This window comes from Arthrobacter sp. YD4 (genome assembly GCF_030410515.1).
Taxonomy (GTDB): Bacteria; Actinomycetota; Actinomycetes; order Actinomycetales; family Micrococcaceae; genus Arthrobacter.
Genome location: NZ_JAUHHD010000001.1, coordinates 338,689 through 361,797, shown reverse-complemented (window position 1 = coordinate 361,797; position 23,109 = coordinate 338,689). Strand labels below are relative to the sequence as shown.

The 23,109-nt window shown below is 66.7% G+C and carries 17 protein-coding genes and 1 tRNA gene; 15 read left to right on the top strand and 3 right to left on the bottom strand.

Annotation, left to right across the window (positions count from 1 at the left end; all coding sequences use genetic code 11):
• Window positions 1-56: 56 nt before the first annotated feature.
• Window positions 57-1,481 carry an ATP-binding protein gene (locus QWJ39_RS01645; protein ID WP_290255950.1) on the top strand — a complete coding sequence of 475 codons (1,425 nt, stop codon included), beginning with the start codon at window positions 57-59 and terminating at the stop codon, window positions 1,479-1,481.
• Entirely contained in the window at window positions 1,478-2,167 is a 690-nt protein-coding gene (locus QWJ39_RS01640; protein ID WP_290255949.1) for a response regulator transcription factor, read from the top strand. Before QWJ39_RS01645 ends, QWJ39_RS01640 begins: the two co-directional genes overlap by 4 nt.
• 167 nt (window positions 2,168-2,334) lie before the next feature.
• On the opposite strand, the gene QWJ39_RS01635 is transcribed toward QWJ39_RS01640, so the two are convergent.
• Window positions 2,335-3,552 (bottom strand): pyridoxal phosphate-dependent aminotransferase, encoded by a 1,218-nt coding sequence (locus QWJ39_RS01635; RefSeq protein ID WP_290256475.1) that lies wholly within the window; start codon window positions 3,550-3,552, stop codon window positions 2,335-2,337.
• 213 nt (window positions 3,553-3,765) lie between these two features.
• Between QWJ39_RS01635 and QWJ39_RS01630 the strand changes: the two genes are divergently transcribed.
• The 10 genes from QWJ39_RS01630 to QWJ39_RS01585 all read left to right on the top strand — a co-directional run bounded on the left by QWJ39_RS01630 (window position 3,766) and on the right by QWJ39_RS01585 (window position 12,451).
• Window positions 3,766-3,838, top strand: a tRNA-Trp gene (locus tag QWJ39_RS01630).
• A 79-nt stretch (window positions 3,839-3,917) separates the two neighbouring features.
• The gene (gene secE / locus QWJ39_RS01625) at window positions 3,918-4,202 is read left to right on the top strand and encodes a preprotein translocase subunit SecE (protein WP_290255948.1); all 285 of its coding nucleotides are present in this window, start codon (window positions 3,918-3,920) and stop codon (window positions 4,200-4,202) included.
• Between the two features lie 111 nt (window positions 4,203-4,313).
• The gene (nusG, locus tag QWJ39_RS01620; protein ID WP_290255947.1) at window positions 4,314-5,141 is read left to right on the top strand and encodes a transcription termination/antitermination protein NusG; all 828 of its coding nucleotides are present in this window, start codon (window positions 4,314-4,316) and stop codon (window positions 5,139-5,141) included.
• Window positions 5,142-5,271: 130 nt separating this feature from the next.
• Entirely contained in the window at window positions 5,272-5,703 is a 432-nt protein-coding gene (gene rplK, locus QWJ39_RS01615) for a 50S ribosomal protein L11 (RefSeq protein ID WP_003803853.1), read from the top strand.
• A 185-nt stretch (window positions 5,704-5,888) separates the two neighbouring features.
• Window positions 5,889-6,596, top strand: coding sequence for a 50S ribosomal protein L1 (gene rplA / locus QWJ39_RS01610; protein WP_290255946.1), 708 nt, complete (start codon window positions 5,889-5,891; stop codon window positions 6,594-6,596).
• A 110-nt stretch (window positions 6,597-6,706) separates the two neighbouring features.
• A complete protein-coding gene (locus tag QWJ39_RS01605) occupies window positions 6,707-7,822 on the top strand; it encodes a GNAT family N-acetyltransferase (RefSeq protein ID WP_290255945.1) in 1,116 nt (371 codons plus the stop codon).
• A 137-nt stretch (window positions 7,823-7,959) separates the two neighbouring features.
• Complete coding sequence (locus QWJ39_RS01600) at window positions 7,960-9,078, top strand: GNAT family N-acetyltransferase (protein ID WP_290255944.1); 1,119 nt, start codon at window positions 7,960-7,962, stop codon at window positions 9,076-9,078.
• 293 nt (window positions 9,079-9,371) lie between these two features.
• Complete coding sequence (rplJ, locus tag QWJ39_RS01595) at window positions 9,372-9,953, top strand: 50S ribosomal protein L10 (RefSeq protein ID WP_290255943.1); 582 nt, start codon at window positions 9,372-9,374, stop codon at window positions 9,951-9,953.
• A gap of 76 nt (window positions 9,954-10,029) precedes the next feature.
• A complete protein-coding gene (gene rplL, locus QWJ39_RS01590; protein ID WP_290255942.1) occupies window positions 10,030-10,407 on the top strand; it encodes a 50S ribosomal protein L7/L12 in 378 nt (125 codons plus the stop codon).
• Between the two features lie 202 nt (window positions 10,408-10,609).
• Entirely contained in the window at window positions 10,610-12,451 is a 1,842-nt protein-coding gene (locus tag QWJ39_RS01585; protein ID WP_290255941.1) for a 5'-nucleotidase C-terminal domain-containing protein, read from the top strand.
• A 138-nt stretch (window positions 12,452-12,589) separates the two neighbouring features.
• On the opposite strand, the gene QWJ39_RS01580 is transcribed toward QWJ39_RS01585, so the two are convergent.
• Together QWJ39_RS01580 and QWJ39_RS01575 are read right to left on the bottom strand one after the other, a co-directional pair.
• A complete protein-coding gene (locus QWJ39_RS01580) occupies window positions 12,590-13,120 on the bottom strand; it encodes a YbaK/EbsC family protein (protein WP_290255940.1) in 531 nt (176 codons plus the stop codon).
• Entirely contained in the window at window positions 13,120-14,319 is a 1,200-nt protein-coding gene (locus QWJ39_RS01575) for an acetyl-CoA C-acetyltransferase (protein ID WP_290255939.1), read from the bottom strand. The genes QWJ39_RS01580 and QWJ39_RS01575 overlap by 1 nt, the downstream gene beginning before the upstream one ends.
• 430 nt (window positions 14,320-14,749) lie before the next feature.
• On the opposite strand from QWJ39_RS01575, the gene rpoB reads away from it, so the two are divergent.
• From rpoB to rpsL, 3 genes are all read left to right on the top strand, one after another.
• On the top strand, window positions 14,750-18,262 hold the full coding sequence (gene rpoB, locus QWJ39_RS01570) for a DNA-directed RNA polymerase subunit beta (protein WP_290255938.1): 3,513 nt from the start codon (window positions 14,750-14,752) through the stop codon (window positions 18,260-18,262).
• 105 nt (window positions 18,263-18,367) lie between these two features.
• Window positions 18,368-22,267 carry a DNA-directed RNA polymerase subunit beta' gene (locus QWJ39_RS01565; protein ID WP_290255937.1) on the top strand — a complete coding sequence of 1,300 codons (3,900 nt, stop codon included), beginning with the start codon at window positions 18,368-18,370 and terminating at the stop codon, window positions 22,265-22,267.
• A 466-nt stretch (window positions 22,268-22,733) separates the two neighbouring features.
• The gene (gene rpsL, locus QWJ39_RS01560; RefSeq protein WP_009358312.1) at window positions 22,734-23,108 is read left to right on the top strand and encodes a 30S ribosomal protein S12; all 375 of its coding nucleotides are present in this window, start codon (window positions 22,734-22,736) and stop codon (window positions 23,106-23,108) included.
• The last annotated feature ends 1 nt before the right edge of the window (window position 23,109 follow it).

Sequence of the window (23,109 nt, the reverse complement as noted above, 5' to 3'; positions counted from 1 at the left end):
CCCGGTTCGGGCCGTGAACCGCCTCCGGAAGGCCCCTGCCGTGCTTGGATGGATCCATGACCACCGCGCCCCTCCGCCCACCGCTGACCCGCGGCGGCGACCGCATGATTGCCGGTGTCTGCGCGGGGCTCGCCCGCCACCTGGGCTGGCCCGTGCAGATGATCCGCGCCGGCATGGTGGTGGCCGCGTTCGCCGGCGGCGCTGGCGTCGCGTTCTACGCCTGGCTCTGGATCATGGTGCCGACGGCGGACGAGAGCGCCCGCCGCAACGCCCGGCGTCCGGCGTCGCCCATCGCCCCCGCCGTGAGCGCCCCCGTGCAATCCCCGGACGCCCAAGGAAACACGGCCACCGCCGGGGAGCCGTGGCGTTTCCGGCTTGCCGGCATGCCCTACGGGAAGGAGATCCTCCTGGGCGTCGGGCTGCTGCTGGCCGCCGGGATCCTGGTGGCGCGGCTGCTGGGACTGGACGTCCCGCTGGGAACCCTGATTCCCGTGGCCGCGATCCTCGGCGGCGCCGCCATCGCCTGGATGCAACTGGATGAGACCCGCCGGACCGGGATCATGGACAAGGCCAAGGCAAACCAGGCCGGCGGCTGGGCACGGCTCGCGGCCGGCCTGGCGCTGGTGGTGGCCGGGGTCCTGGTGATGGTTTCCGGCTCCGGATCCTGGCAGCAGACCTGGCTCGCACTCCTGGCCTCGGTGGCGGTCCTGGGCGGCGTCGCGCTGGTGCTGCTGCCTTGGGGGCTGAAGTTCTGGCGCGACCTCGAGACCGAACGGGAGGGCCGGGTCCGCGCCACGGAACGGGCCGAGATCGCCGCCCACCTGCACGACTCGGTGCTGCAGACCCTCGCGCTGATCCAGCGCCGGGCCGGCAACGAACAGGACGTCATCCGCCTGGCCCGGGCCCAGGAGCGCGAGCTCCGCGGCTGGCTGTACCGCAACGCGGAACGTGACGAGGGGCAGCTCTCGGATGCCCTTCAGGCCGCCGCCGCGGAGGTGGAAGACGCGCTGGGCCAGCCCGTCGACGTCGTCAGCGTCGGGGACAGCGCCATGACCGGACGGCTGGAGGCCCTCGTCATGGCCGCGCGGGAGGCCATGCTCAACGCCGCACGGCACGGCGGCGGCCCCGTCTCCGTGTACCTCGAAGCCACCGGCGGGGCCGCGGAAATCTTCGTCAAGGACCGCGGCCCGGGCTTCGACCCGGCCGCCATCCCCGCAGACCGGCTCGGCGTCAGGGAATCCATCATCGGCCGGATGCGGCGGCACGGCGGAACGGCTGTGATCGTCAGCAACCCGGACGGCACCGAGGTCCGGCTCAGCCTGCCCCTGGCCCCCGACACGGCGACGCCGCCTGCGTCGCCGGCCACACCGGCAACTCCCGCCCAGGCACCGGCACCGACGCCTACGCCGTCGTCCGCCGCCACCCCGCCCGTACCGACTCGGCACACACCCGCCGGCACCACCACGAAGGACATGCCATGACCAGCCAGCCCGACAGCCCCCTGCCCGCGGGAGCCCCCGTCCCCGCCACCCGGGTGGTGATCGTGGACGACCACGCCATCTTCCGCTCCGGCCTGAAGGCTGACCTCGACGCCGGGATCGCCGTCGTGGGGGAGGCCGCCACCGTCGAGGACGCCGTGCGTGTCATCGGCGAGGCCCTTCCGGACGTGGTGCTGCTCGACGTGCACCTGCCGGGCGGAACCGGAGGCGGCGGCCGGGACGTCCTGGCCGGCTGCGCCGCACTGCTGGGCACAACCCGCTTCCTGGCCCTGAGCGTCTCCGATGCCGCCGAGGACGTCGTCTCCGTGATCCGCGCCGGGGCCCGCGGCTACGTCACCAAGTCCATCTCCGGCGCCGAAATCAGCAACGCCGTGCGCCGCGTCGCGGGCGGGGACGCGGTCTTCTCCCCGCGGCTCGCCGGCTTCGTGCTGGACGCCTTCGGGACCTCACCCGCCGACATCGCCGACGACGAGCTGGACCGGCTCTCGGCCCGCGAACTCGAGGTGATGCGGCTGATCGCGCGCGGGTATAGCTACAAGGAGGTGGCCAAGGAACTGTTCATCTCCATCAAGACCGTGGAGACCCACGTCTCGGCCGTGCTCCGCAAGCTCCAGCTCTCCAGCCGGCACGAACTGACCCGCTGGGCCGCCGAACGCCGCCTGCTCTGACCCTCCCTCAGATCTGGTGACATAAAACCCGACGCTCCCTCACGTTCGGCCGGGTTAACACCGACGCTCCCTCACGTTTAGCCGGGTTAAAGCGGACGCTCCCTCACGTCCCGGAAGGATGTGAGGGAGCGTCGCTCGATTCGCTGCCGAAGGTGAGGGAGCGTCGGCTACTTGGCCTTGCCCAGAAATTCCTGCAGGCGTCCGACGCCGGTGGCCAGGTCCTCGTCGCCGAGGGCGTAGGACAGGCGCAGGTAGCCGGAGGGACCGAACGCCTCACCGGGAACCACGGCCACCTCGACCTCGTCGAGGATCAGCGCGGCGAGCTCGGCCGACGTCGACGGCGCCACCGGCCCGTTCGCCGTAGGGAACTCCTTGCCCAGCAGTGCGCGGACGTCCGCGTAGACGTAGAACGCGCCCTTGGGGGTGGGGCAGTCGACGCCCTCGATTGCGTTCAGCCCAGAGACGATCGCCTTGCGGCGGCGGTCGAAGGCCACCTTCATTTCCTCGACGGCGGTCAGCGGACCGGAGACCGCAGCCAGTGCCGCGATCTGCGGAACGTTGGAGACGTTGGAGGTCGCGTGCGACTGCAGGTTGGTGGCGGCCTTGATGACGTCGGCCGGGCCGATCATCCATCCCACCCGCCAGCCGGTCATGGCGTAGGTCTTGGCGACGCCGTTGAGGATGACCACCTTGTCCCCGAGGGCCGGCACGGCCGTGGCGATCGAGGTGAACGGCACGCCGTCGTAGGTCAGGTGCTCGTAGATCTCATCGGTGACCACCCACAGGCCCTTGGCCGCGGCCCACTCGCCGATCGCCGTGACCTGCTCGGGGGAGTAGACGGCGCCCGTGGGGTTGGAGGGGGAGACGAACAGCAGGATCTTGGTGCGGTCCGTGACGGCTGCCTCGAGCTGCTCGACGGTCACCAGGTAACCCTGCTCCGGCCCGGCGAAGACCTCCACCGGCACGCCGCCGGCCAGCCGGATGGCTTCCGGGTAGGTGGTCCAGAAGGGTGCAGGGACAATGACCTCGTCGCCCGGATCCAGCAGCGTGGCGAAGGTGTTGTAGACGGCCTGCTTGCCGCCGTTGGTCACCAGGACCTGTGACGCCTCGCACCTGTAGCCGGAGTCCCGGAAAGTCTTCTCCGCGATCGCCTGCTTCAGCTCGGGGAGCCCGCCGGCGGGGGAGTAGCGGTGGTACTTGGGCTGGCGGGCGGCCTCGATGGCGGCATCCACGATGTAGCCCGGAGTCGGGAAGTCGGGCTCGCCGGCACCGAACCCGATGACCGGACGTCCAGCCGCCTTCAGTGCCTTCGCCTTGGCATCGACGGCCAGGGTGGCGGATTCGGCTATGGCGGAAATGCGCTTGGAAATGCGGGCGGCAGGCATCGCGGGTCCGTTCTTCGCGTCAGCACGGGGCTGGATGTGGGATTCGACGGAATCTACTCTATGCTGTTCACCGGATCCTCCGGGATGCCAGGGAGCCGGTTCGACGTGGACGTAGTTCATGCGTAGAATGGATCTCCGGTGTTGAAAACACGATGATGGCGTGCGCCTCAGGGAAACCTGTTCAGTCCGCCGCCGGCACGGTTTTTAATCCATAGGGTAGTGGCGCAATTGGTAGCGCAGCGGTCTCCAAAACCGCAGGTTGCAGGTTCGAGTCCTGTCTGCCCTGCGCAAGCTGTTCCGGAATGCACCGGAACCAGCGCAGCAACCATGGTTCAGTCCGGAGCCGGGTATCCGACATCGCGAGGATGAGTGAGGGTCAGGTGACCGAAACAGCTGCCAGCAGCTCCAAAGGCCGCCCCGCCAAGAAAGCCCCCAAGGCAGGCTTCTTCGCCCGGATCGCACTCTTCTTCCGCCAGGTCATCGGCGAACTGAAGAAGGTCGTCGCGCCCACCCGCAAGGAACTGGTCAACTACACGCTCGTGGTGCTGGTGTTCGTGGTCATCATGATGGTCGTCGTCACCCTGCTGGACCTGGCCTTCGGGACCGGCGTCGGCTGGGTCTTCGGCGGAACGGGTCCCACGGACCGCTAAGGCGACCGTCCGCAGGCCGCGTGCCGCCCCGGTAAATCGGGGCAGTAACGGGGTGTGCGGAATTGAGTCATTTAAATAGGCATGTTAGGCAATGAGGAAGCAGGAGACCAAGTGTCTGAGCAGGAGCTCGAGGTAACTGAGACTGAGCTGGAGAAGAGCCAGGACGCCGCGGCGGAAGCCGTGGAGGAGTCCGAGGCTCCGGCTGCTGCGCCCCAATTCGACGACGCCGCCGACGCTGACGCGAACGACGCCGAGGACGAGGCTTCCGCCGGCTCCGAGGACGAGGGCGAGGCGGAAGAAGGCGATGCCCTGGCAGCCGCTGCCGCCGCGGCCGAAGCCGACCCCGCCGAGGAATTCAAGGCCAAGCTGCGCCGCCAGGAAGGTGACTGGTACGTCATCCACTCCTACGCCGGCTACGAGAACCGCGTGAAGGCCAACCTCGAGACCCGCATCCAGACCCTGGACATGGAAGATTACATCTTCGAAATCCAGGTCCCGATGGAAGAAGTCGTCGAGATCAAGAACGCCCAGCGCAAGATCATCAACCGCGTCCGGATCCCCGGCTACGTGCTGGTGCGCATGGACCTGACCGACGCCTCATGGGGCGCCGTCCGCCACACCCCCGGCGTGACCGGCTTCGTGGGCAACGCCCACAACCCGGTGCCGCTGCGCCTGGACGAGGTCTTCTCCATGCTGGCCCCCGTCTTCGAGGGCGAGCAGGCCGAGAAGGGCAAGCCGGTTAACAAGCAGAACCAGACCCCGGTTGCCGTGGACTTCGAGGTTGGCGAGTCCGTCATCGTCAAGGAGGGCCCGTTCGAGACCCTGCCCGCCACGATCTCGGAGATCAAGCCCGAATCCCAGACCCTGGTGGTCCTCGTCTCCATCTTCGAGCGCGAAACCCCGGTCACCCTGGCGTTCAACCAGGTCAGCAAGATCTAGCACCGATTACAGAATTCGCTCCAGGCTGCCCGCTTTGCGGCCCCGGAGCGGCCGGCCGCCTCGCCATGGCGGCCAACCACCTGGGACACGCTCCTGTGTCCCAGGACGAAATTGAGAGAAGGACCCTACATTGGCTCCCAAGAAGAAGGTCACCGGCCTCATCAAGCTGCAGATCCAGGCAGGTGCCGCTAACCCGGCCCCGCCGATCGGTCCTGCGCTCGGCCAGCACGGTGTCAACATCATGGAATTCTGCAAGGCGTACAACGCTGCAACGGAAGCCCAGCGCGGCAACGTCATCCCGGTTGAAATCACCGTTTACGAGGACCGCTCGTTCACGTTCATCACCAAGACCCCGCCGGCCGCCGAGCTGATCAAGAAGGCTGCAGGCGTCGCCAAGGGTTCGGCTACCCCGCACACCGTCAAGGTTGCCAAGCTGACCCAGGCCCAGGTCAACGAGATCGCCTCCACCAAGATGGAAGACCTCAACGCCACCAGCCTCGAAGGCGCAGCGAAGATCATCGCCGGCACCGCCCGCTCCATGGGTATCACCGTCGAGGGCTAGCCCCCACCCGCTGGGAGAGCACCGCCGCGGAACACCGCGAACGGCAGTGACCAGCACCCGTCGGGCAACCGGCACCCCCTAATTATCGAAAGATCGGAATCCCGGACACGCCGTCCGGATATATCCGACTGTGGCAGGGCCCAGCGCGGTCCGCAGACCACAACTGCACAAGGAGAAACAGCAGCATGGCAAAGCGCAGCAAAGCATATGAGGCAGCCGCCGCCAAGATCGACGCGGAGAAGTTCTACGCGCCGTTCGAGGCAGTGACCCTCGCCAAGGACACCAACCCGTCCAAGTTCGACGCCACCGTTGAGGTCGCCTTCCGCCTCGGCGTCGATCCCCGTAAGGCCGACCAGATGGTCCGCGGCACGGTCAACCTGCCGCACGGCACCGGTAAGACCGCCCGCGTCCTGGTCTTCGCGACCGGCGACAAGGCCGAGGCCGCGATCGCAGCCGGCGCCGACTTCGTTGGCTCCGACGACCTGATCGAGAAGATCTCCGGCGGCTGGACCGACTTCGACGCCGCCGTCGCCACCCCTGACCTCATGGGTAAGGTTGGCCGTCTCGGTAAGGTCCTGGGTCCGCGTAACCTGATGCCGAACCCGAAGACCGGCACCGTGACCGCTGACGTCACCAAGGCTGTCAACGACATCAAGGGCGGCAAGATCGACTTCCGCGTCGACAAGCACTCAAACCTGCACTTCATCATCGGCAAGGTTTCCTTCGACGCCGTCAAGCTGGCCGAGAACTACGCAGCCGCACTGGAAGAGGTCCTGCGCCTCAAGCCGTCCGCTTCCAAGGGCCGGTACATCCAGAAGGCCACCGTGGCCACCACCTTCGGCCCCGGCATCTCGGTTGACCCGAACGTCACCAAGGTCCTGACCGAAGCGTAAGCTTCCGGACCCCGCGCCCGCGCCGCCCTCGGCGGCAGGCGCCAGCAAAGACCGTCCCGCACCCGCGGGGCGGTCTTTTCTGTTGCCGGCACCGCGGCTAGGCTGTGCGGGTGAATCCAGCACCCCACCGCATCGACGAACTGCGCCTCCCCGCCTCGCTCGACGACGACGCCGACGGCGCCGCGGAGTTCTGGGAGTTCAATGAACTCTGCGACGTGCTGGCACTCGAATCGTGGGGCAACCACGACCGGACGACGGCGGCCCGGGCCCGCCTGCGCTTCTGGCAGGAGACCGGGTACGGCCGGACCCGGCTCTTCGTCGTCCGGTCCGAAGGCCGGATGGTGGCCCGGGCCAGCGTCCGGCTGGGCCTGACTGAAAACCTCGACCGCGCCGGGATCCAGGTCGCGGTGCTGCAGGCCCACACCGGGCGCGGCATCGGACGGGCCCTGCTGGCTCACGCCGAAGCCGCCGCGGCGGCCGAGAACCGGTCTGTGTTCCTCGGCTCCACCCAGCACCGTGCGGATTTCGACGTCGACGGCGGCGCCGTGGTCCGCCCCGCCACCGGCACCGGGGCCCTCCCGGCGGGGGCGCGCAGCGTCCGCTTCGCCACCGCCGCCGGCTACCGGCTCGAACAGGTGGAGCGCTACAGCAGCCTGGACGTTGCGGCCACGGCCCCGGAGTTGGACCGGCTGGAATCCGAGGCCCTGGCGAAGGCCGGCGGCTACGACGTCCTCACCTGGACGAACCACTGCCCGGAGGAGCTGCTGCCGCAGCTGGCCGACCTGATGTCCCGGATGAGCTCCGATGCCCCCAGCGGCGGCATCAGCTACGAGGAGGAGCACTGGGACGCGGCGCGGGTCCGGCACGTGGAGGACACCTGGCGGGAAGCCGGAAATACCTCGCTGGTGGCCGCCGCACGGCACCGGGACACCGGGGACCTCGCCGCCTATTCGGTGCTGGAACTCCCGGCCGGTAAACCCTGGCTGGCCGAGCAGGACGACACCCTCGTCGCCGCCCCGCACCGCGGACACCGCTTGGGCATGCTGGTGAAGATCGCTAACCTCCGCCGGCTCGCCGGGGCCGCCCCGGCCGTCGAACGCGTCACCACCTTCAACGCGGCCGAAAACGGGTACATGCTCGCCATCAACGAGGCCCTGGGCTTCCGTCCCGCGGGCTGGGACGGCGAGTGGCAACGCGTCACCGGGCCGGGCCTGGCGGGGGAGTAGCCCGCGCCGCCCCCGGTCCTACCGGCAGCCAAAAATCCCCGTGGCGGGGCATGGAACGCAGAGGGTTCCGGGCATATGCTGACGCTCAAAGCCTGGCACCAGCGGGGCCAGGCTAAGGCGGCAGAATGGCTGGGAACATGACCGCTCAGGCAGGCGACGTACGGATCGAGCAGCTCTGGATCCCGGATTCGTTGGAGGGGGAGGACGCGGCGGACTTCATCGCCGCCGTCGAGGTGGGACGCAAGGTCCGAATGGCGACCTGGGGCACCGACGACCTGGCCTATGCCCCGCAGGAGAAGCTGCTGGAAATGGCCGACCCGTATGAACGCCAGGTCATCCTGGTGGCCAAGGTGGACGGACGGATCGTGGGGACCGTGGACATCGCCCTGCCGCTCGCGGACAACACGGAACTGGCCGAGTTCACCCTGGACATCCTCCCGGACTTCCAGGGCCACGGCGTTGGGCGCCAGCTGCTCGAGGCCGCCGAGCACTTCGCCCGCGACGAGGGCCGGCGGATCATCCTGATTGACACCAACCACCCCGGCGTCACGCTCGCGGACCAGTCGGCGGGCCAGCTGATCCCCGGGGCGGGCCTGGGGTACGTCCCGCTGAACAGCCGCGAGGTGGAGTTCGCCCGGCTCACCGGCTACACGCTGCAGCATATCGAACAGTTCAGCGCCTGCACCCTGCCGCTGGACAGCCAGCTGGTGGCGGACCTGCAGGCCGAGGCAGAGGAGGCCAATGCCGGGCGCTACCGCCTGCACCACTGGACCGACCGGTGCCCCGACCGCTGGCTGGAGGCCGTCGCCCTGCTGGAGAACCGGGCGGGCGACGGCGGGGTGCCGGAGCAGGAAGAGGACGCGCTGGTGTTCGACGGCGAACTCCTGCGCGAGACCGAGGACGTCGCCATCGCGCAGGGCCGCCGGACCGTGGTCACCGCCGTCGAGGAGATCGCCAGCGGCACGCTGGTGGGGCTGACCACCATCAGTGTCCTGGGACTGCGCCCGGACGTCGTCTTCCAGGACGATACCGTGGTGCTGGCCGAGCACCGCGGCAATAAACTGGGCCTGCTGATCAAACTGGCCAACATGGAACGGCTGTCAGAACAGTTCCCGGACGCGCGGGTGCTGTACACCTGGAACGCCCCGGAAAACCGCTACCTCCTCACGGTGAACCAGAAGCTCGGTTTCACCACGGCCGGTGTCACCGGGCTGTGGCAGAAGGAACTCCCGGACCTGCGGCCCAGCACCAGCTGACCCCGATTTGGTGGGGCCCGCCCCCATCCCGTACCCTAGAAGAACCAAAGACCGTCGGTTGTTGGAAATCCACTCTCCTGAGCACCGCTCACTTCTGCAGTTGTGTGCGGGGGATTCAAGTTGGTTTCCGGACGAAGGCCCCTCAACGCAGGGCGGCCGGCGCAGGTGAACGAAGCAAAGCTCCGCGGCACGCCGCGTCGAGACAAGCCCCGTGCATCTGCGCGGGGCGTTTTTAGTTTTAGCGATCCTGAGGGGACCCGGACACACCGGCATTTATCCCCGGAAGGAGGGTTATGGCAACGCCTAGCAAGGTTTCAGCAGTAGCTGAGATCACTAACGATTTCAAGGAATCGAACGCAGCTGTCCTGACCGAATACCGTGGGCTCACCGTTGCACAGCTCAAGCAGCTGCGTGTTTCTCTCGGCCAGGAAACCAAGTTCTCGGTCGTCAAGAACACCCTGACCGCCATTGCAGCCAAGGAAGCCGGTGTCGAAGCATTCGACGGCCAGCTTGCCGGCCCCACTGCAATCGCGTTCATCAAGGGTGACGCAGTTGCCGCTGCAAAGAGCCTGACGGATTTTGCCAAGGCCAACAAGCAGCTGGTCATCAAGACCGGTTACTTCGAGGGCAAGGCACTGAACGCCACCGAAGTTGTTGCCCTGGCAGCACTCGAGTCCCGCGAGCTCCAGCTCGCCAAGGTCGCAGGCGTCCTCAAGGCCCCTGCTGCCGCAGCCGCTCGTATCATCGACGCTCTGCGCCTCAAGCTTGAAGAAGAGAACGGTGCCCCGGCAGCAGCCGAAGCACCCGCCGCTGAAGAAGCCCCCGCAGCAGAAGCCGAGGCTCCGGCCGAAGCCGCAGCCGCCGAAGAGAACTAACTCTCTCTCACCCAAGACTCCGGTGTGACGGCACGGCCAAGCCCGCCAAGCACCACTATAGGAAGGACGCCAAACCATGGCGAAGCTCAGCAACGAAGAGCTCATTGAAGCTTTCAAGGAACTGACCATCATCGAGCTCTCCGAGTTCGTCAAGCTCTTCGAAGAGACCTTCGAAGTTACCGCAGCTGCTGTTGCTGTCGCCGGCCCCGCCGGTGGCGGTGCCGCTGAGGAAGCCGAAGAGAAGACTGACTTCGACGTCATCCTCGAGGCTGCTGGCGACAAGAAGATCGCGGTGATCAAGGAAGTTCGCGCCATCACCTCCCTGGGCCTCAAGGAAGCCAAGGACCTGGTTGACAGCGCCCCGAAGGCCGTCCTCGAAGGCGCCAACAAGGAAGCTGCCGAGAAGGCCAAGGAGCAGCTCGAGGCTGCCGGCGCCACCGTTACCGTCAAGTAACGACCGGCTCTTCGGAAGGCCTCACGCCTTTCAGCTCCGGGAAACCCCGTCCACTCCGGTGGGCGGGGTTTCCTGCGTTCCGGGGCAGAGAACATCCGGTAAACGCTCGGAAAATGATCGTCTCCTCTCCTTTTCAGCCGAGTGCCGGCGGCCTAGACTGTGGCATTGTGCCAATCGGCCGCCAACCCCGAGGAGTCCATCCATGACCGATCCGAACCCCCACGTGTCCCGCCGCGCGATGCTCGCGGCAGCCTTCGTCGGAGGCAGCGCGGCGGCGGCCGCCGTCGCCGGAGCCCCGGCCGCGCAGGCAGACGCCGGCGGCCAGGGGGCTGCGAAGAAGCAGTTCACCCTGACCGTCCTGGGCACCACCGACCTGCACAACAACGTCTTCAACTGGGACTACTTCAAGAACGCCCCCTACGCGGACACCGCCGGAAACAGAATCGGCATCGCCCAGGCCGCCACCCTCATTAAGGCGGTACGCGCCGAGCGCGGGGCCGCCAACACGCTGACCATCGACTCGGGCGACACCATCCAGGGGACCCCGCTGGCCTACTACTTCGCCAAGGTCAACCCGATCTCCACCGAGGTGAAGCACCCCATGGCGCTGGCCATGAACGCCGTCGGCTACGACGCCGTCGCCCTCGGCAACCACGAATTCAACTACGGCATCCCCCTCCTGCGGACGTGGGAGAAGCAGCTGGACTTCCCGCTCCTGGGCGCCAACGTCCACGACGCCGTCAGCGGCAGCCGGGCGTTCACGCCCTACGTGCTCAAGCGCGTCAAGACGGAGAGCGGCTGGGTCACCGTGGGCCTGGTCGGCTTCGTCACGCCCGGGTGTGCGCTATGGGACCGCGACAACGTCCACGGCAAGCTGGACTTCAACGGCATCGTCGAGGAAGCCAAAACCGTCATCCCCGAGATGAAGGCGGCCGGCGCCGACGTCGTCATCGTCTCCAGCCATTCGGGCGCCACCCCGGGCTCCTCCTACGGTGACGCCCTCCCGTTCCCTGAGAATGCCTCCACCCAGCTGGCCGAGGAGGTCCCGGGCATCGACGCGATCCTCGTCGGCCACGCCCACCTGGAGATCCCGGAGCGTTTCGTGACCAACAAGGCCACCGGCCGCCAGGTGCTGCTGACAGAGCCGCTCAAATGGGGCATGCGCGTCGCCGTCATCGACCTGCAGCTGAGCAAGGAGCAGGGCCGGTGGAGCGTCGCCGCGGCGCACGCCCACCTTCTGGACGCCAAGACCGTCGACGCCGATCCCGCCGTCGTCGGCGCCGTCCAGGCCGGCCACGACGCCACGGTCAAATACGTCAACCAGGTGATCGGCACGTGCACCGCGCCGCTGAGCACCGCGACGGCCTGCTGGTCCGACTCCGCGGCGATCGACGCCATCAACTACGTCCAGGCAAGCACCATCAAGGCCGAGCTCGCCAATGGTCCCTCCGCCGGCCTCCCGGTACTCTCCATCGCCGCGGCGTTCTCCCGGTCGGTGGACGTCAAAGCCGGTCCGCTGACCATCCGGGACGTGGCAGGCCTGTACATCTTCGACAACACCTTGCTCGCCATCAAGGTCACCGGCGCGCAGGTCAAGGACTACCTGGAGTGGTCGGCCCAGTACTTCAAGCCGGCCAGCGGTACCAGTGTGCGGGCGGACCAAATCACCAACGCGGCCACCGCGCTGGCCCCCAACGGCACCCCGGACTACAACTACGACGTTGTCTACGGCCTGGACGCTCCGCTGAACTACGAGATCGACCTCGCCCGGCCGGTGGGGGACCGGATCCGCAACCTCAGCTACGACGGAGCGCCGGTGCCCGCGGGCAAGGAGTTCGCCATGGCGATCAATAACTACCGGCAGAGCGGCGGCGGCAACTTCCCGGCGGTCAAGACCGCCCCGGTGCTCTCGAACAGCCAGCAGGAGATCCGGCAGCGGATCATCGACTACGTGGTGGCGCAGGGAACCCTGGACGCCGCGGTATTCAGCCAGTCGAACTGGCGCCTGACAGTTAACGACCAGCCCCTGACAGTCACCGCCTGACGGCCGCCGCGGCGGTCCGTCCCGGAGCCTAGGGACGACGGACGACGCGGGGCCCCGGCGGCCCGCCCCCGAACCGGGAGCGGGCCGCCGGGGCCCCTTTCCTGTGTTAACCCGGGCCGGCTACTTCGACCGGTGCGGCTAGGACATCGGGTCGGTGATGTCCGTGACGACGGCGCCAAGTGCGGCCAGCAGCGCGTCGGCGTCGACGAAGGCGCTGTAGCCGTGCTCCCCGGCCCCCATCGAGATCCGCCGGCCGGCGACCGTGCTGTCCGCGTAGACCGGCCACGCCGTGGTGCTGCCCAGGGGAGTGATGGTTCCGCGTTCGTAGCCGGTGGCGTCGAGGGCGACGTCGGCACTGGGGAGCGAGAGTTTGTTGACCCCGACGGCCTGGCGCAGCTTGGGCCAGGAGATCTGCCGGTCGCCCGGGACCAGGGCGAAGAGGAAGGTGCCGTCCTTGTGCTTGACCACCAGCGACTTGACGATGTCGGCGGGGGTGATCCCCAGGATGGCGGCCGCCTCCTCGAGGCTGCGCGCCGCCTGCCGCTCCACCAGCTCCACACTGAGGCCCCGGGCCGCGGCGTCGGCCAGGAACCGCCGGCGCCCGGCGCCGCCGACGGGGCCGTCTCCGGCGCCCAGACCGGGGGCCGTGACCTCATCCGGGCCGGTCATCAGTCGCGGTACAGCAGCAGGGCCTCGCCCTGTCCGCCGCCGCCGCAGAGGGACACCGCCGCCTTGCCGGAGCCGCGCCGCTTCAGTTCATGCGCCGCGTGCAGGGCCAGCCGTGCGCCGGAAGCACCGATCGGGTGGCCGAGCGCGATGGCGCCGCCGTGGATGTTGCACTGCTCCAGCGGGTAGTCCAGGTCCTTGAGGGACTGCACCGCCACGGAGCCGAACGCCTCGTTGATCTCGATGAAGTCCAGGTCCGCCGTCGTCCAGCCGGCCCGCTGCAGGGCCTTCTTGATTGCGTTGGAGGGCTGGGAGTGCAGAGAGTTGTCCGGGCCGGCCACCTGGCCCGGCGCGCCCACGACCGCAAGGTACTCCAGGCCGTGCTCCTCGGCGTAGGACCGGGACGTCAGCACCAGGGCGGCTGCACCGTCGGAGAGCGGGGAGGAGTTGCCGGCGGTGATCGTGCCGTCGGTGGCGAAGGCGGCGCGGAGCCCGGCGAGGGACGCCACGGAGGTGTCCGGCCGGACCCCCTCGTCCGTGCTGACCGTCACCGGTTCACCCTTGCGCTGCTTCACGCTGATCGGCGCGATCTCGCCGTCGAACACACCGTCCTTGCCGGCGGCGGCGGCCCGCTGGTGTGATGCGGCGGCGACCTCGTCCTGTGCGGTCCGGTCGATGCCGAGGGTGACGTTCTTGCTCTCGGTGGAGAGGCCCATGGACTGGCCGTCAAACGCATCCGTCAGGCCGTCGTGCGCGGCGGCGTCGAGGGCCTGGATGGAGCCGTAGGTCCAGCCCTGGCGGGAGCCCGGCAGCAGGTGCGGCGCGCGGCTCATCGACTCCTGGCCGCCGGCCACCACCACGGTGGCGTCTCCGCTGCGGATCATCCGGGCGGCGTCGATCACGGCCGTCAGGCCGGAGAGGCAGACTTTGTTGATGGTGACGGTGGGGACATTCCAGCCCACACCGGCGCCGATGGCGCTCTGGCGGGCGGGGTTCTGCCCGGCGCCGGCCTGCAGGACCTGGCCCATGATCACGGCATCCACCTGATCGGTGGCCACCCCGCTGGCGGCGAGGGCCGCTCGGATGGCGTGGGTGCCGAGCTCGACGGCGGTGAAGCTGGACAGCTGTCCGTTCAGCCGGCCCTGCGGGGTGCGGGCGGCGGCGAGGATGACAACATCGTTGTTGTCCGGCGAGTTGTTCATGATGGTCTTTTCCGATCTCTGGGGATAGCCCAAGGTTATCGTGAGCACCATCACGGGGCCATCCGGGGAACCGGCCCGGCCGCCCACCGCGCCGCCAGCCCCTCTCCCGCTCCGGTGACCAGCCCGCCGCCCGGGGGGGGGGGGGGAGGGGCCGGTGTTTGCAATCACGGCGTAAGTGGGGTAGACAAGTAGGTTGCTTTGCCGTATCGTAGATATTTGCGTCTTCCCTGTTTACCTTCAGCCTTCATATAGCGGTGGGCTTAGCCTGACAGCTGTTCCATCAATGTGCCGTCTACAACGTGCACCAGCATGGGCAGTATGGGTCCCGGGTCATATAGCGGAACCGGATTGGTAGCACTGCGGAGTCACTTCGCAGACTGCATGACGGGGGAGATCTGAAAACGCCTGAAGGTCTGTGGAAGGATCCCTCTTGGTCGCCTCGAGCACCTCTAATGAAAACAACGCCGCTATTAATGCCGACAGCACCGATGGTGCCACCCGCCGGCTCTCCTTCGCTAAGATTCACGAACCGCTGGATGTTCCGAATCTGCTTGCCCTGCAAACCGACAGCTTTGACTGGCTCGTCGGCAACGAACGCTGGCAGGCACGCGTAGCGAAGGCAGTCGAAGAAGGTGACCTGAGCGTCGCAACGACGTCCGGTCTGTCCGACATCTTCGAAGAGATCTCCCCGATCGAGGACTTCCAGGGCACCATGTCCCTGAGCTTCTCCGAGCCGGAGTTCGCTGACCCCAAGTACACCATGGCCGAGTGCAAGGACCGGGACGCTACGTACTCGGCTCCGCTGTACGTCAAGGCCGAGTTCATGAACAACAACACGGGCGAAATCAAGCAGCAGACCGTGTTCATGGGTGACTTCCCGCTGATGACCGAGAAGGGCACCTTCGTCGTCAACGGCACCGAGCGTGTCGTCGTCTCCCAGCTGGTCCGTTCGCCGGGCGCCTACTTTGAGCGCACCGCCGACAAGACCAGCGACAAGGACATCTTCACCGCGAAGATCATCCCGTCCCGCGGCGCCTGGTTCGAACTCGAGATCGACAAGCGCGACCAGGTCGGCGTCCGCCTCGACCGCAAGCGCAAGCAGTCCGTCACGGTGCTGCTGAAGGCCCTCGGCTGGACCGAAGGCCAGATCCTCGAGGAGTTCGGCCAGTACGACTCCATGCGTGCCACGCTGGAGAAGGACGCTACCGAAACCCGCGAAGACGCGTTGCTGGACATCTACCGGAAGCTGCGCCCGGGCGAGCCGCCCACCGTCGAGGCTGCCCAGTCGCTGCTGGACAACCTGTACTTCAACTCCAAGCGCTACGATCTGGCCAAGGTTGGCCGTTACAAGATCAACCGCAAGCTGGGCATCGACCGCTCCCTTGGCGACAAGGAAGCCTCGGTCCTGCACGTTGAAGACATCGTCGCCATGATCAAGTTCCTCGTCGCGCTGCACGCCGGCGAGAAGACCATCATGGGCAAGCGCGATGGCCAGGACCACGAGCTGCGCGTCGAGATCGACGACATCGACCACTTCGGCAACCGCCGCATCCGCGCCGTCGGCGAGCTCATCGAGAACCAGGTCCGCACCGGCCTGTCCCGCATGGAGCGCGTTGTCCGCGAACGGATGACCACCCAGGACGTCGAGGCGATCACGCCGCAGACCCTGATCAACATCCGCCCGGTCGTCGCCGCGATCAAGGAGTTCTTCGGAACCTCCCAGCTCTCGCAGTTCATGGACCAGAACAACCCGCTCTCGGGCCTGACCCACAAGCGCCGCCTGTCCGCGCTGGGCCCCGGCGGTCTGTCCCGTGACCGTGCCGGCATGGAAGTCCGTGACGTGCACCCGTCCCACTACGGACGTATGTGCCCCATCGAAACCCCTGAAGGCCCGAACATCGGTCTGATCGGTTCGCTGGCGTCCTACGGCCGGATCAACCCGTTCGGTTTCATCGAGACCCCGTACCGGCTGGTCAAGGACGGCGTCGTCTCCGACGACGTCCAGTACCTGACCGCCGACGACGAGGCCGAGGTGCTCATCGCCCAGGCCAACGCGCCGCTGGACGAGAACAAGAAGTTCGCCGAGGACACGGTCCTGGTCCGCGCCCGCGGCGGTGGGGGCGAGCCCGTGCTGGTCCCGGCCCAGGACGTCGAGTTCATGGACGTTTCCCCGCGCCAGATGGTGTCCGTGGCAACCGCCCTGATCCCGTTCCTCGAGCATGACGATGCAAACCGTGCACTCATGGGTGCCAACATGCAGCGCCAGGCCGTGCCGCTGGTCCGCTCCGAGGCGCCGTTCGTCGGCACCGGCATGGAGCGCGCCGCAGCCGTCGACGCCGGTGACGTGGTCATCGCGAAGAAGGCCGGTGTGGTCACCGAGGTCTCCGCCGAGCTCGTCATCATGCTCAACGACGACGGCACCGAGACGAACTACCGGATCAACAAGTTCGCCCGCTCCAATCAGGGCAACTGCTACAACCACCGTGTCCTGGTCAACGAAGGCCAGCGCCTCGAGGTCGGCGGCATCATCGCCGACGGCCCGGCGACGGACCAGGGTGAACTCGCCCTCGGAAAGAACCTCCTCGTGGCATTCATGTCCTGGGAAGGCCACAACTTCGAGGACGCCATCATCCTCTCCCAACGGATCGTGGCCGAGGATGTCCTGTCCTCGATCCACATCGAGGAGCACGAGATCGATGCCCGCGACACCAAGCTTGGTGCCGAGGAAATCACCCGTGACATCCCGAACGTGTCCGAGGAGGTCCTGGCCGGACTGGACGAGCGCGGCATCATCCACATCGGTGCCGAGGTCGAAGCCGGCGACATCCTGGTCGGCAAGGTCACGCCCAAGGGCGAGACCGAACTGACCCCGGAAGAGCGCCTGCTGCGCGCCATCTTTGGTGAGAAGTCCCGCGAAGTGCGCGACACCTCCCTGAAGGTGCCCCACGGCGAGTCCGGCACCGTCATCGGCGTCCGCGTCTTCGACCGCGACAACGACGACGAGCTGCCCCCGGGCGTGAACCAGCTGGTGCGCGTCTACGTGGCCGCCAAGCGCAAGATCACCGACGGTGACAAGCTCGCCGGCCGTCACGGTAACAAGGGCGTCATCTCCAAGATCCTGCCCGTCGAGGACATGCCGTTCCTCGCGGACGGTACCCCGGTGGACATCGTCCTGAACCCGCTGGGTGTTCCGGGCCGTATGAACGTCGGCCAGGTCCTGGAAACGCACCTGGGCTGGGTTGCCAAGACCGGCTGGAAGATCGAAGGCGAGCCCGAGTGGGTCAAGAACCTGCCGAACCTGCCGCGCGAGAGTGGTTCCACCACCGTCGCAACGCCGGTCTTCGACGGTGCCCGCGAAGAGGAAATCACCGGTCTGCTGGACTCCACCAACGTGACCCGCGACGGTGACCGCCTGATCAACTCCTCCGGCAAGACCCGCCTGTTCGACGGCCGCTCCGGCGAGCCGTTCCCGGATCCGATCTCGGTCGGCTACATGTACATCCTGAAGCTCCACCACCTGGTGGACGACAAGATCCACGCGCGCTCCACCGGCCCGTACTCCATGATCACGCAGCAGCCGCTGGGTGGTAAGGCACAGTTCGGCGGCCAGCGCTTCGGTGAAATGGAAGTGTGGGCGCTCGAAGCTTACGGCGCCGCCTACACGCTCCAGGAACTCCTCACGATCAAGTCCGATGACATCCACGGTCGTGTGAAGGTCTACGAAGCGATCGTCAAGGGCGAGAACATCCCCGAGCCGGGCGTTCCTGAGTCCTTCAAGGTCTTGATCAAGGAAATGCAGTCGCTGTGCCTGAACGTGGAAGTTCTTTCCACGGACGGAACCACAATTGAAATGCGTGACTCTGATGACGCAGTCTTCACGGCTGCGGAAGAACTGGGCATCGATCTGTCTCGTGCAGAGCCCAGTTCCGTAGAAGAGGTCTAGCAGGGAGTCCACGACGGCGGGCTCGGCGCCCGCCGTCGTGGACGACCTCCCTCTTCCCGTAACCAAGACTTCAGAATTTAGAGAACAAGAGAGAACAGGGACCATATGTCCAGCGAATCCTCCTTCGGCCTCATGCAGATCGGCCTCGCCACCGCGGAAGACATCCGCGGCTGGTCTTACGGCGAGGTTAAGAAGCCGGAAACCATCAACTACCGCACGCTCAAGCCCGAGAAGGACGGCCTCTTCTGCGAGAAGATCTTCGGCCCGTCCCGCGACTGGGAGTGCTACTGCGGCAAGTACAAGCGCGTGCGCTTCAAGGGCATCATCTGCGAGCGGTGTGGCGTTGAGGTCACCCGCGCCAAGGTCCGCCGTGAGCGCATGGGCCACATCGAGCTGGCCGCCCCGGTCACGCACATCTGGTACTTCAAGGGTGTTCCGTCCCGCCTGGGCTACCTCCTTGACCTGGCTCCGAAGGACCTCGAAAAGGTCATCTACTTCGCCGCCTACATGATCACCAGCGTCGACACCGATGCCCGCCACGAGGAACTGCCCAACCTGCAGGTTGAGCACGACATCGAGAAGAAGCAGCTGATCGACAACCGCGACGCCGACATCGCCGCGATCGCCCGCGACCTCGAAGGCGAAATCGCACGCCTCGAGGGCGAAGGCGCGAAGGCTGCCGACAAGAAGAAGGCCCGCGACTCCGCCGACCGCCAGATGGCGAACGTGCGCAAGCGTGCCGACGCCGACATCGAGCGCCTCGAGCAGGTCTGGGACCGGTTCAAGAACCTCAAGGTCGCCGACCTCGAAGGCGACGAGGGCCTGTACCGCGAACTGCGTGACCGCTACGGCATGTTCTTCGAGGGCTCCATGGGTGCCGAGGCCATCAAGAAGCGTCTCGAGAGCTTTGACATGCAGGCCGAGTCCGACCTGCTGCGCGACATCATTGCCAACGGCAAGGGCCAGCGCAAGACCCGCGCCCTCAAGCGCCTCAAGGTCGTCAACGCGTTCCTGACCACCAACAACAGCCCCCTGGGCATGGTGCTGGACGCCGTCCCGGTGATCCCGCCGGAACTGCGCCCGATGGTCCAGCTGGACGGTGGCCGCTTCGCGACCTCCGACCTCAACGACCTGTACCGCCGCGTGATCAACCGCAACAACCGCCTCAAGCGGCTCCTGGACCTCGGTGCCCCCGAGATCATCGTCAACAACGAAAAGCGCATGCTTCAGGAAGCCGTTGACAGCCTGTTCGACAACGGCCGCCGCGGCCGTCCGGTCACCGGACCGGGCAACCGCCCGCTGAAGTCCCTGAGCGACATGCTCAAGGGCAAGCAGGGTCGGTTCCGCCAGAACCTCCTCGGCAAGCGCGTCGACTACTCCGGCCGTTCGGTCATCGTCGTCGGCCCGCAGCTGAAGCTGCACCAGTGCGGCCTGCCCAAGCAGATGGCGCTGGAGCTCTTCAAGCCGTTCGTGATGAAGCGCCTGGTTGACCTCAACCACGCCCAGAACATCAAGTCGGCCAAGCGCATGGTTGAGCGTTACCGTCCGCAGGTCTGGGACGTTCTCGAAGAGATCATCACCGAGCACCCGGTGCTGCTGAACCGTGCACCTACCCTGCACCGTCTCGGCATCCAGGCGTTCGAGCCGCAGCTCGTCGAAGGCAAGGCCATCCAGCTTCACCCGCTGGTATGTGGCGCCTTCAACGCCGACTTCGACGGCGACCAGATGGCAGTGCACCTGCCGCTGAGCCCCGAAGCCCAAGCCGAAGCCCGGATCCTGATGCTGTCCTCGAACAACATCCTGAAGCCGTCCGACGGCCGCCCGGTGACCCTGCCGTCGCAGGATATGATCATCGGCCTCTACCACCTGACCACCAAGCGTGTGGGTTCGGCGGGCGAAGGCCGGATCTTCTCCTCGATCTCCGAGGCCATCATGGCGTTCGACCTGCACGAGCTGCACCTGAACTCCAAGATCAAGATCCGTCTTGACGGCTTCGTGCCCTACGCGGGCTGGGAAGCCCCGGAGGGCTGGGAGCAGGGTCAGACCGCACTGGTCGAGACCTCGCTGGGCCAGGTCATCTTCAACCAGACGCTGCCCGCGGACTACCCGTGGGTTGAGGCTGTTGCGGACAAGGGCGAACTGTCCCGGATCGTCAACGACCTCGCCGAGCGCTACCCGAAGGTCGTCACCGCGGCAACGCTGGACAACCTGAAGGATGCCGGTTTCTACTGGGCCACCCGCTCGGGCGTCACCGTCGCCATCTCCGACATCGAGGTTCCGGCCTCCAAGCCGGAGCTGCTGGCCGGTTACGAGACCATGGCCGCGAAGATCCAGGGCCAGTACGACAAGGGCCTGATCGACGACGACGAGCGTCGCCAGGAACTGATCGAGATCTGGAACAAGGCCACGAACGAGATCGCCCAGGCGATGCGTGACAGCCTGTCGCCCATGAACACCATCAACCGCATGGTGTCCTCCGGTGCCCGTGGTAACTGGATGCAGGTCCGTCAGATCGCGGGTATCCGTGGCCTGGTGGCCAACCCGAAGGGTGAGATCATCCCGCGTCCGATCAAGTCCTCCTACCGTGAGGGCCTGTCGGTGCTGGAATACTTCATCGCCACGCACGGTGCCCGTAAGGGTCTGGCCGATACCGCTCTGCGTACCGCCAACTCGGGTTACCTGACCCGTCGACTGGTGGACGTCTCGCAGGACGTCATCGTCCGTGAAGAGGACTGCGGCACCGAACGCGGCCTCGTCACCCCGATCGCCGTGGCTGACGCCAACGGCGAGCTGGTCCTGGACGAGAACGTGGAGAACAGCGCCTACGCCCGCACCCTGGCCGTGGACGTCGTTGACTCCTCGGGCAAGGTCCTGGCGGCTGCCGGCACCGACTGCGGCGACGTGGTCATCGCTGAGCTGTTCGCGGCCGGCATCACCGAGGTCAAGGTCCGCTCCGTACTCACCTGTGAGTCCAGTGTCGGTACCTGCGCCCTGTGCTACGGCCGTTCGCTGGCCACCGGCAAGACCGTTGACATCGGCGAGGCCGTCGGCATCATCGCCGCACAGTCCATCGGTGAGCCCGGTACCCAGCTGACCATGCGTACGTTCCACACCGGTGGTGCTGTGTCCGCCGGCGGCGGTGACGACATCACCCAGGGTCTGCCCCGTATCCAGGAGCTCTTCGAAGCCCGTACCCCGAAGGGTGTCGCACCGATTGCCGAGGCAGCCGGTCGCATCACCATCGAAGAGTCCGAGCGCCAGATGCGTCTGGTCATCACCCCGGATGACGGTTCCGAAGAGATCGCCTACCCGGTGCTGCGCCGTTCCCGTCTCCTGATCGAAGACGGCGACCACGTCAGCGTCGGCCAGAAGCTGATCAACGGTCCGGTCGACCCCAAGCAGGTGCTGCGCATCATGGGTCCCCGTGCCGCGCAGAAGTTCCTGGTGGACGAGGTCCAGGGCGTGTACCGCAGCCAGGGCATCGGTATCCACGACAAGCACGTCGAGGTTATCGTCCGCCAGATGCTGCGCCGCGTCACGGTCATCGAGTCCGGTGAATCCGACCTGCTGCCCGGCGAGCTCGCCGAGCGCAGCCGGTTCGAGGACGCGAACCGCCGCGTGGTCTCCGAGGGCAAGACGCCGGCCTCCGGCCGTCCCGAGCTCATGGGTATCACCAAGGCCTCGCTGGCCACCGAGTCCTGGCTGTCCGCAGCATCCTTCCAAGAGACCACCCGCGTCCTGACGCAGGCGGCCATGGAAGGCAAGAGCGATCCGCTGCTGGGCCTCAAGGAGAACGTCATCATCGGTAAGCTGATCCCGGCCGGCACGGGTCTCCCGCGCTACACCGAGGTCACGGTCGAGCCGACCGAGGAAGCGAAGGCCAACCTCTTCACCGGCCCGAGCGCGTTCAGCGACTTCTCCTACGATTCCCTGGGCGGCGACGGAGCTCCTGAGTTCCACGCCATCCCGCTGGATGACTACGATCTGGGCAGCGACTTCCGCTAACCTGCCGGGCGGCCCGCCGCCCCGGTAACAGGTCACTGAACGGTCCTCCACCTTCACGGTGGGGGACCGTTCCCTTTTAAGCGCGTCGGGCCGTCTGCCGGCGGCCTTTATGTCCGGTCCGGGGGGCCGAATTCCCCGCCGATTAAGGGCCGGGGCCCGCCCGTGGTAGACTGGACACTAATTGTTATTGTGGCAGTGGATGAGTGCGCCGGTTCAGGAACCAGCTTCGTGCTGAGGATGAACCGAGACGACGTTTCCGGTTTGCAGGGTTCTTGTGCAACGTATGCCACATTTTCGCATGCCTAGGGGCACTTCCGGACGCGAGTCCGCCGGCCCCGGTGTGCGGTCCGACTATTAAGGCTTCGCCTCAGCTGCTCTGGAGATCACTTCAAAGCTCGAGCGGCGGGGCGCAGCGACAAGAGAGCGGCCGCCAACGGCCGTTCCGGATAAAACGGAGAACACGAGAGTGCCTACGATTAACCAGCTGGTCCGCAAGGGCCGCACGCCTAAGGTCTCGAAGACCAAGGCTCCCGCGCTTAAGGGCAGCCCGATGCGCCGCGGTGTTTGCACCCGCGTCTACACGACCACCCCGAAGAAGCCGAACTCGGCTCTGCGTAAGGTTGCCCGTGTGCGCCTCAACGGTGGCGTTGAAGTCACCGCTTACATCCCCGGTGTTGGCCACAACCTGCAGGAGCACTCCATTGTGCTCGTCCGCGGCGGCCGTGTGAAGGACCTCCCGGGTGTCCGCTACAAGATCGTCCGTGGCGCCCTCGATACCCAGGGCGTGAAGAACCGTAAGCAGGCCCGCAGCCGCTACGGCGCAAAGATGGAGAAGAAGTAAT

Excerpts from the sequence above, each read along its gene's own strand:
- QWJ39_RS01645 (WP_290255950.1), top strand. The coding sequence starts at position 57 with ATGACCACCGCGCCCCTCCGCCCACCGCTGACCCGCGGCGGCGACCGC.
- QWJ39_RS01640 (WP_290255949.1), top strand. The coding sequence starts at position 1,478 with ATGACCAGCCAGCCCGACAGCCCCCTGCCCGCGGGAGCCCCCGTCCCC.
- QWJ39_RS01635 (WP_290256475.1), bottom strand. The coding sequence starts at position 3,552 with ATGCCTGCCGCCCGCATTTCCAAGCGCATTTCCGCCATAGCCGAATCC.
- secE (WP_290255948.1), top strand. The coding sequence starts at position 3,918 with ATGAGTGAGGGTCAGGTGACCGAAACAGCTGCCAGCAGCTCCAAAGGC.
- rplA (WP_290255946.1), top strand. The coding sequence starts at position 5,889 with ATGGCAAAGCGCAGCAAAGCATATGAGGCAGCCGCCGCCAAGATCGAC.
- QWJ39_RS01600 (WP_290255944.1), top strand. The coding sequence starts at position 7,960 with ATGACCGCTCAGGCAGGCGACGTACGGATCGAGCAGCTCTGGATCCCG.
- rplJ (WP_290255943.1), top strand. The coding sequence starts at position 9,372 with ATGGCAACGCCTAGCAAGGTTTCAGCAGTAGCTGAGATCACTAACGAT.
- rplL (WP_290255942.1), top strand. The coding sequence starts at position 10,030 with ATGGCGAAGCTCAGCAACGAAGAGCTCATTGAAGCTTTCAAGGAACTG.
- QWJ39_RS01585 (WP_290255941.1), top strand. The coding sequence starts at position 10,610 with ATGACCGATCCGAACCCCCACGTGTCCCGCCGCGCGATGCTCGCGGCA.
- QWJ39_RS01580 (WP_290255940.1), bottom strand. The coding sequence starts at position 13,120 with ATGACCGGCCCGGATGAGGTCACGGCCCCCGGTCTGGGCGCCGGAGAC.
- QWJ39_RS01575 (WP_290255939.1), bottom strand. The coding sequence starts at position 14,319 with ATGAACAACTCGCCGGACAACAACGATGTTGTCATCCTCGCCGCCGCC.
- QWJ39_RS01565 (WP_290255937.1), top strand. The coding sequence starts at position 18,368 with ATGTCCAGCGAATCCTCCTTCGGCCTCATGCAGATCGGCCTCGCCACC.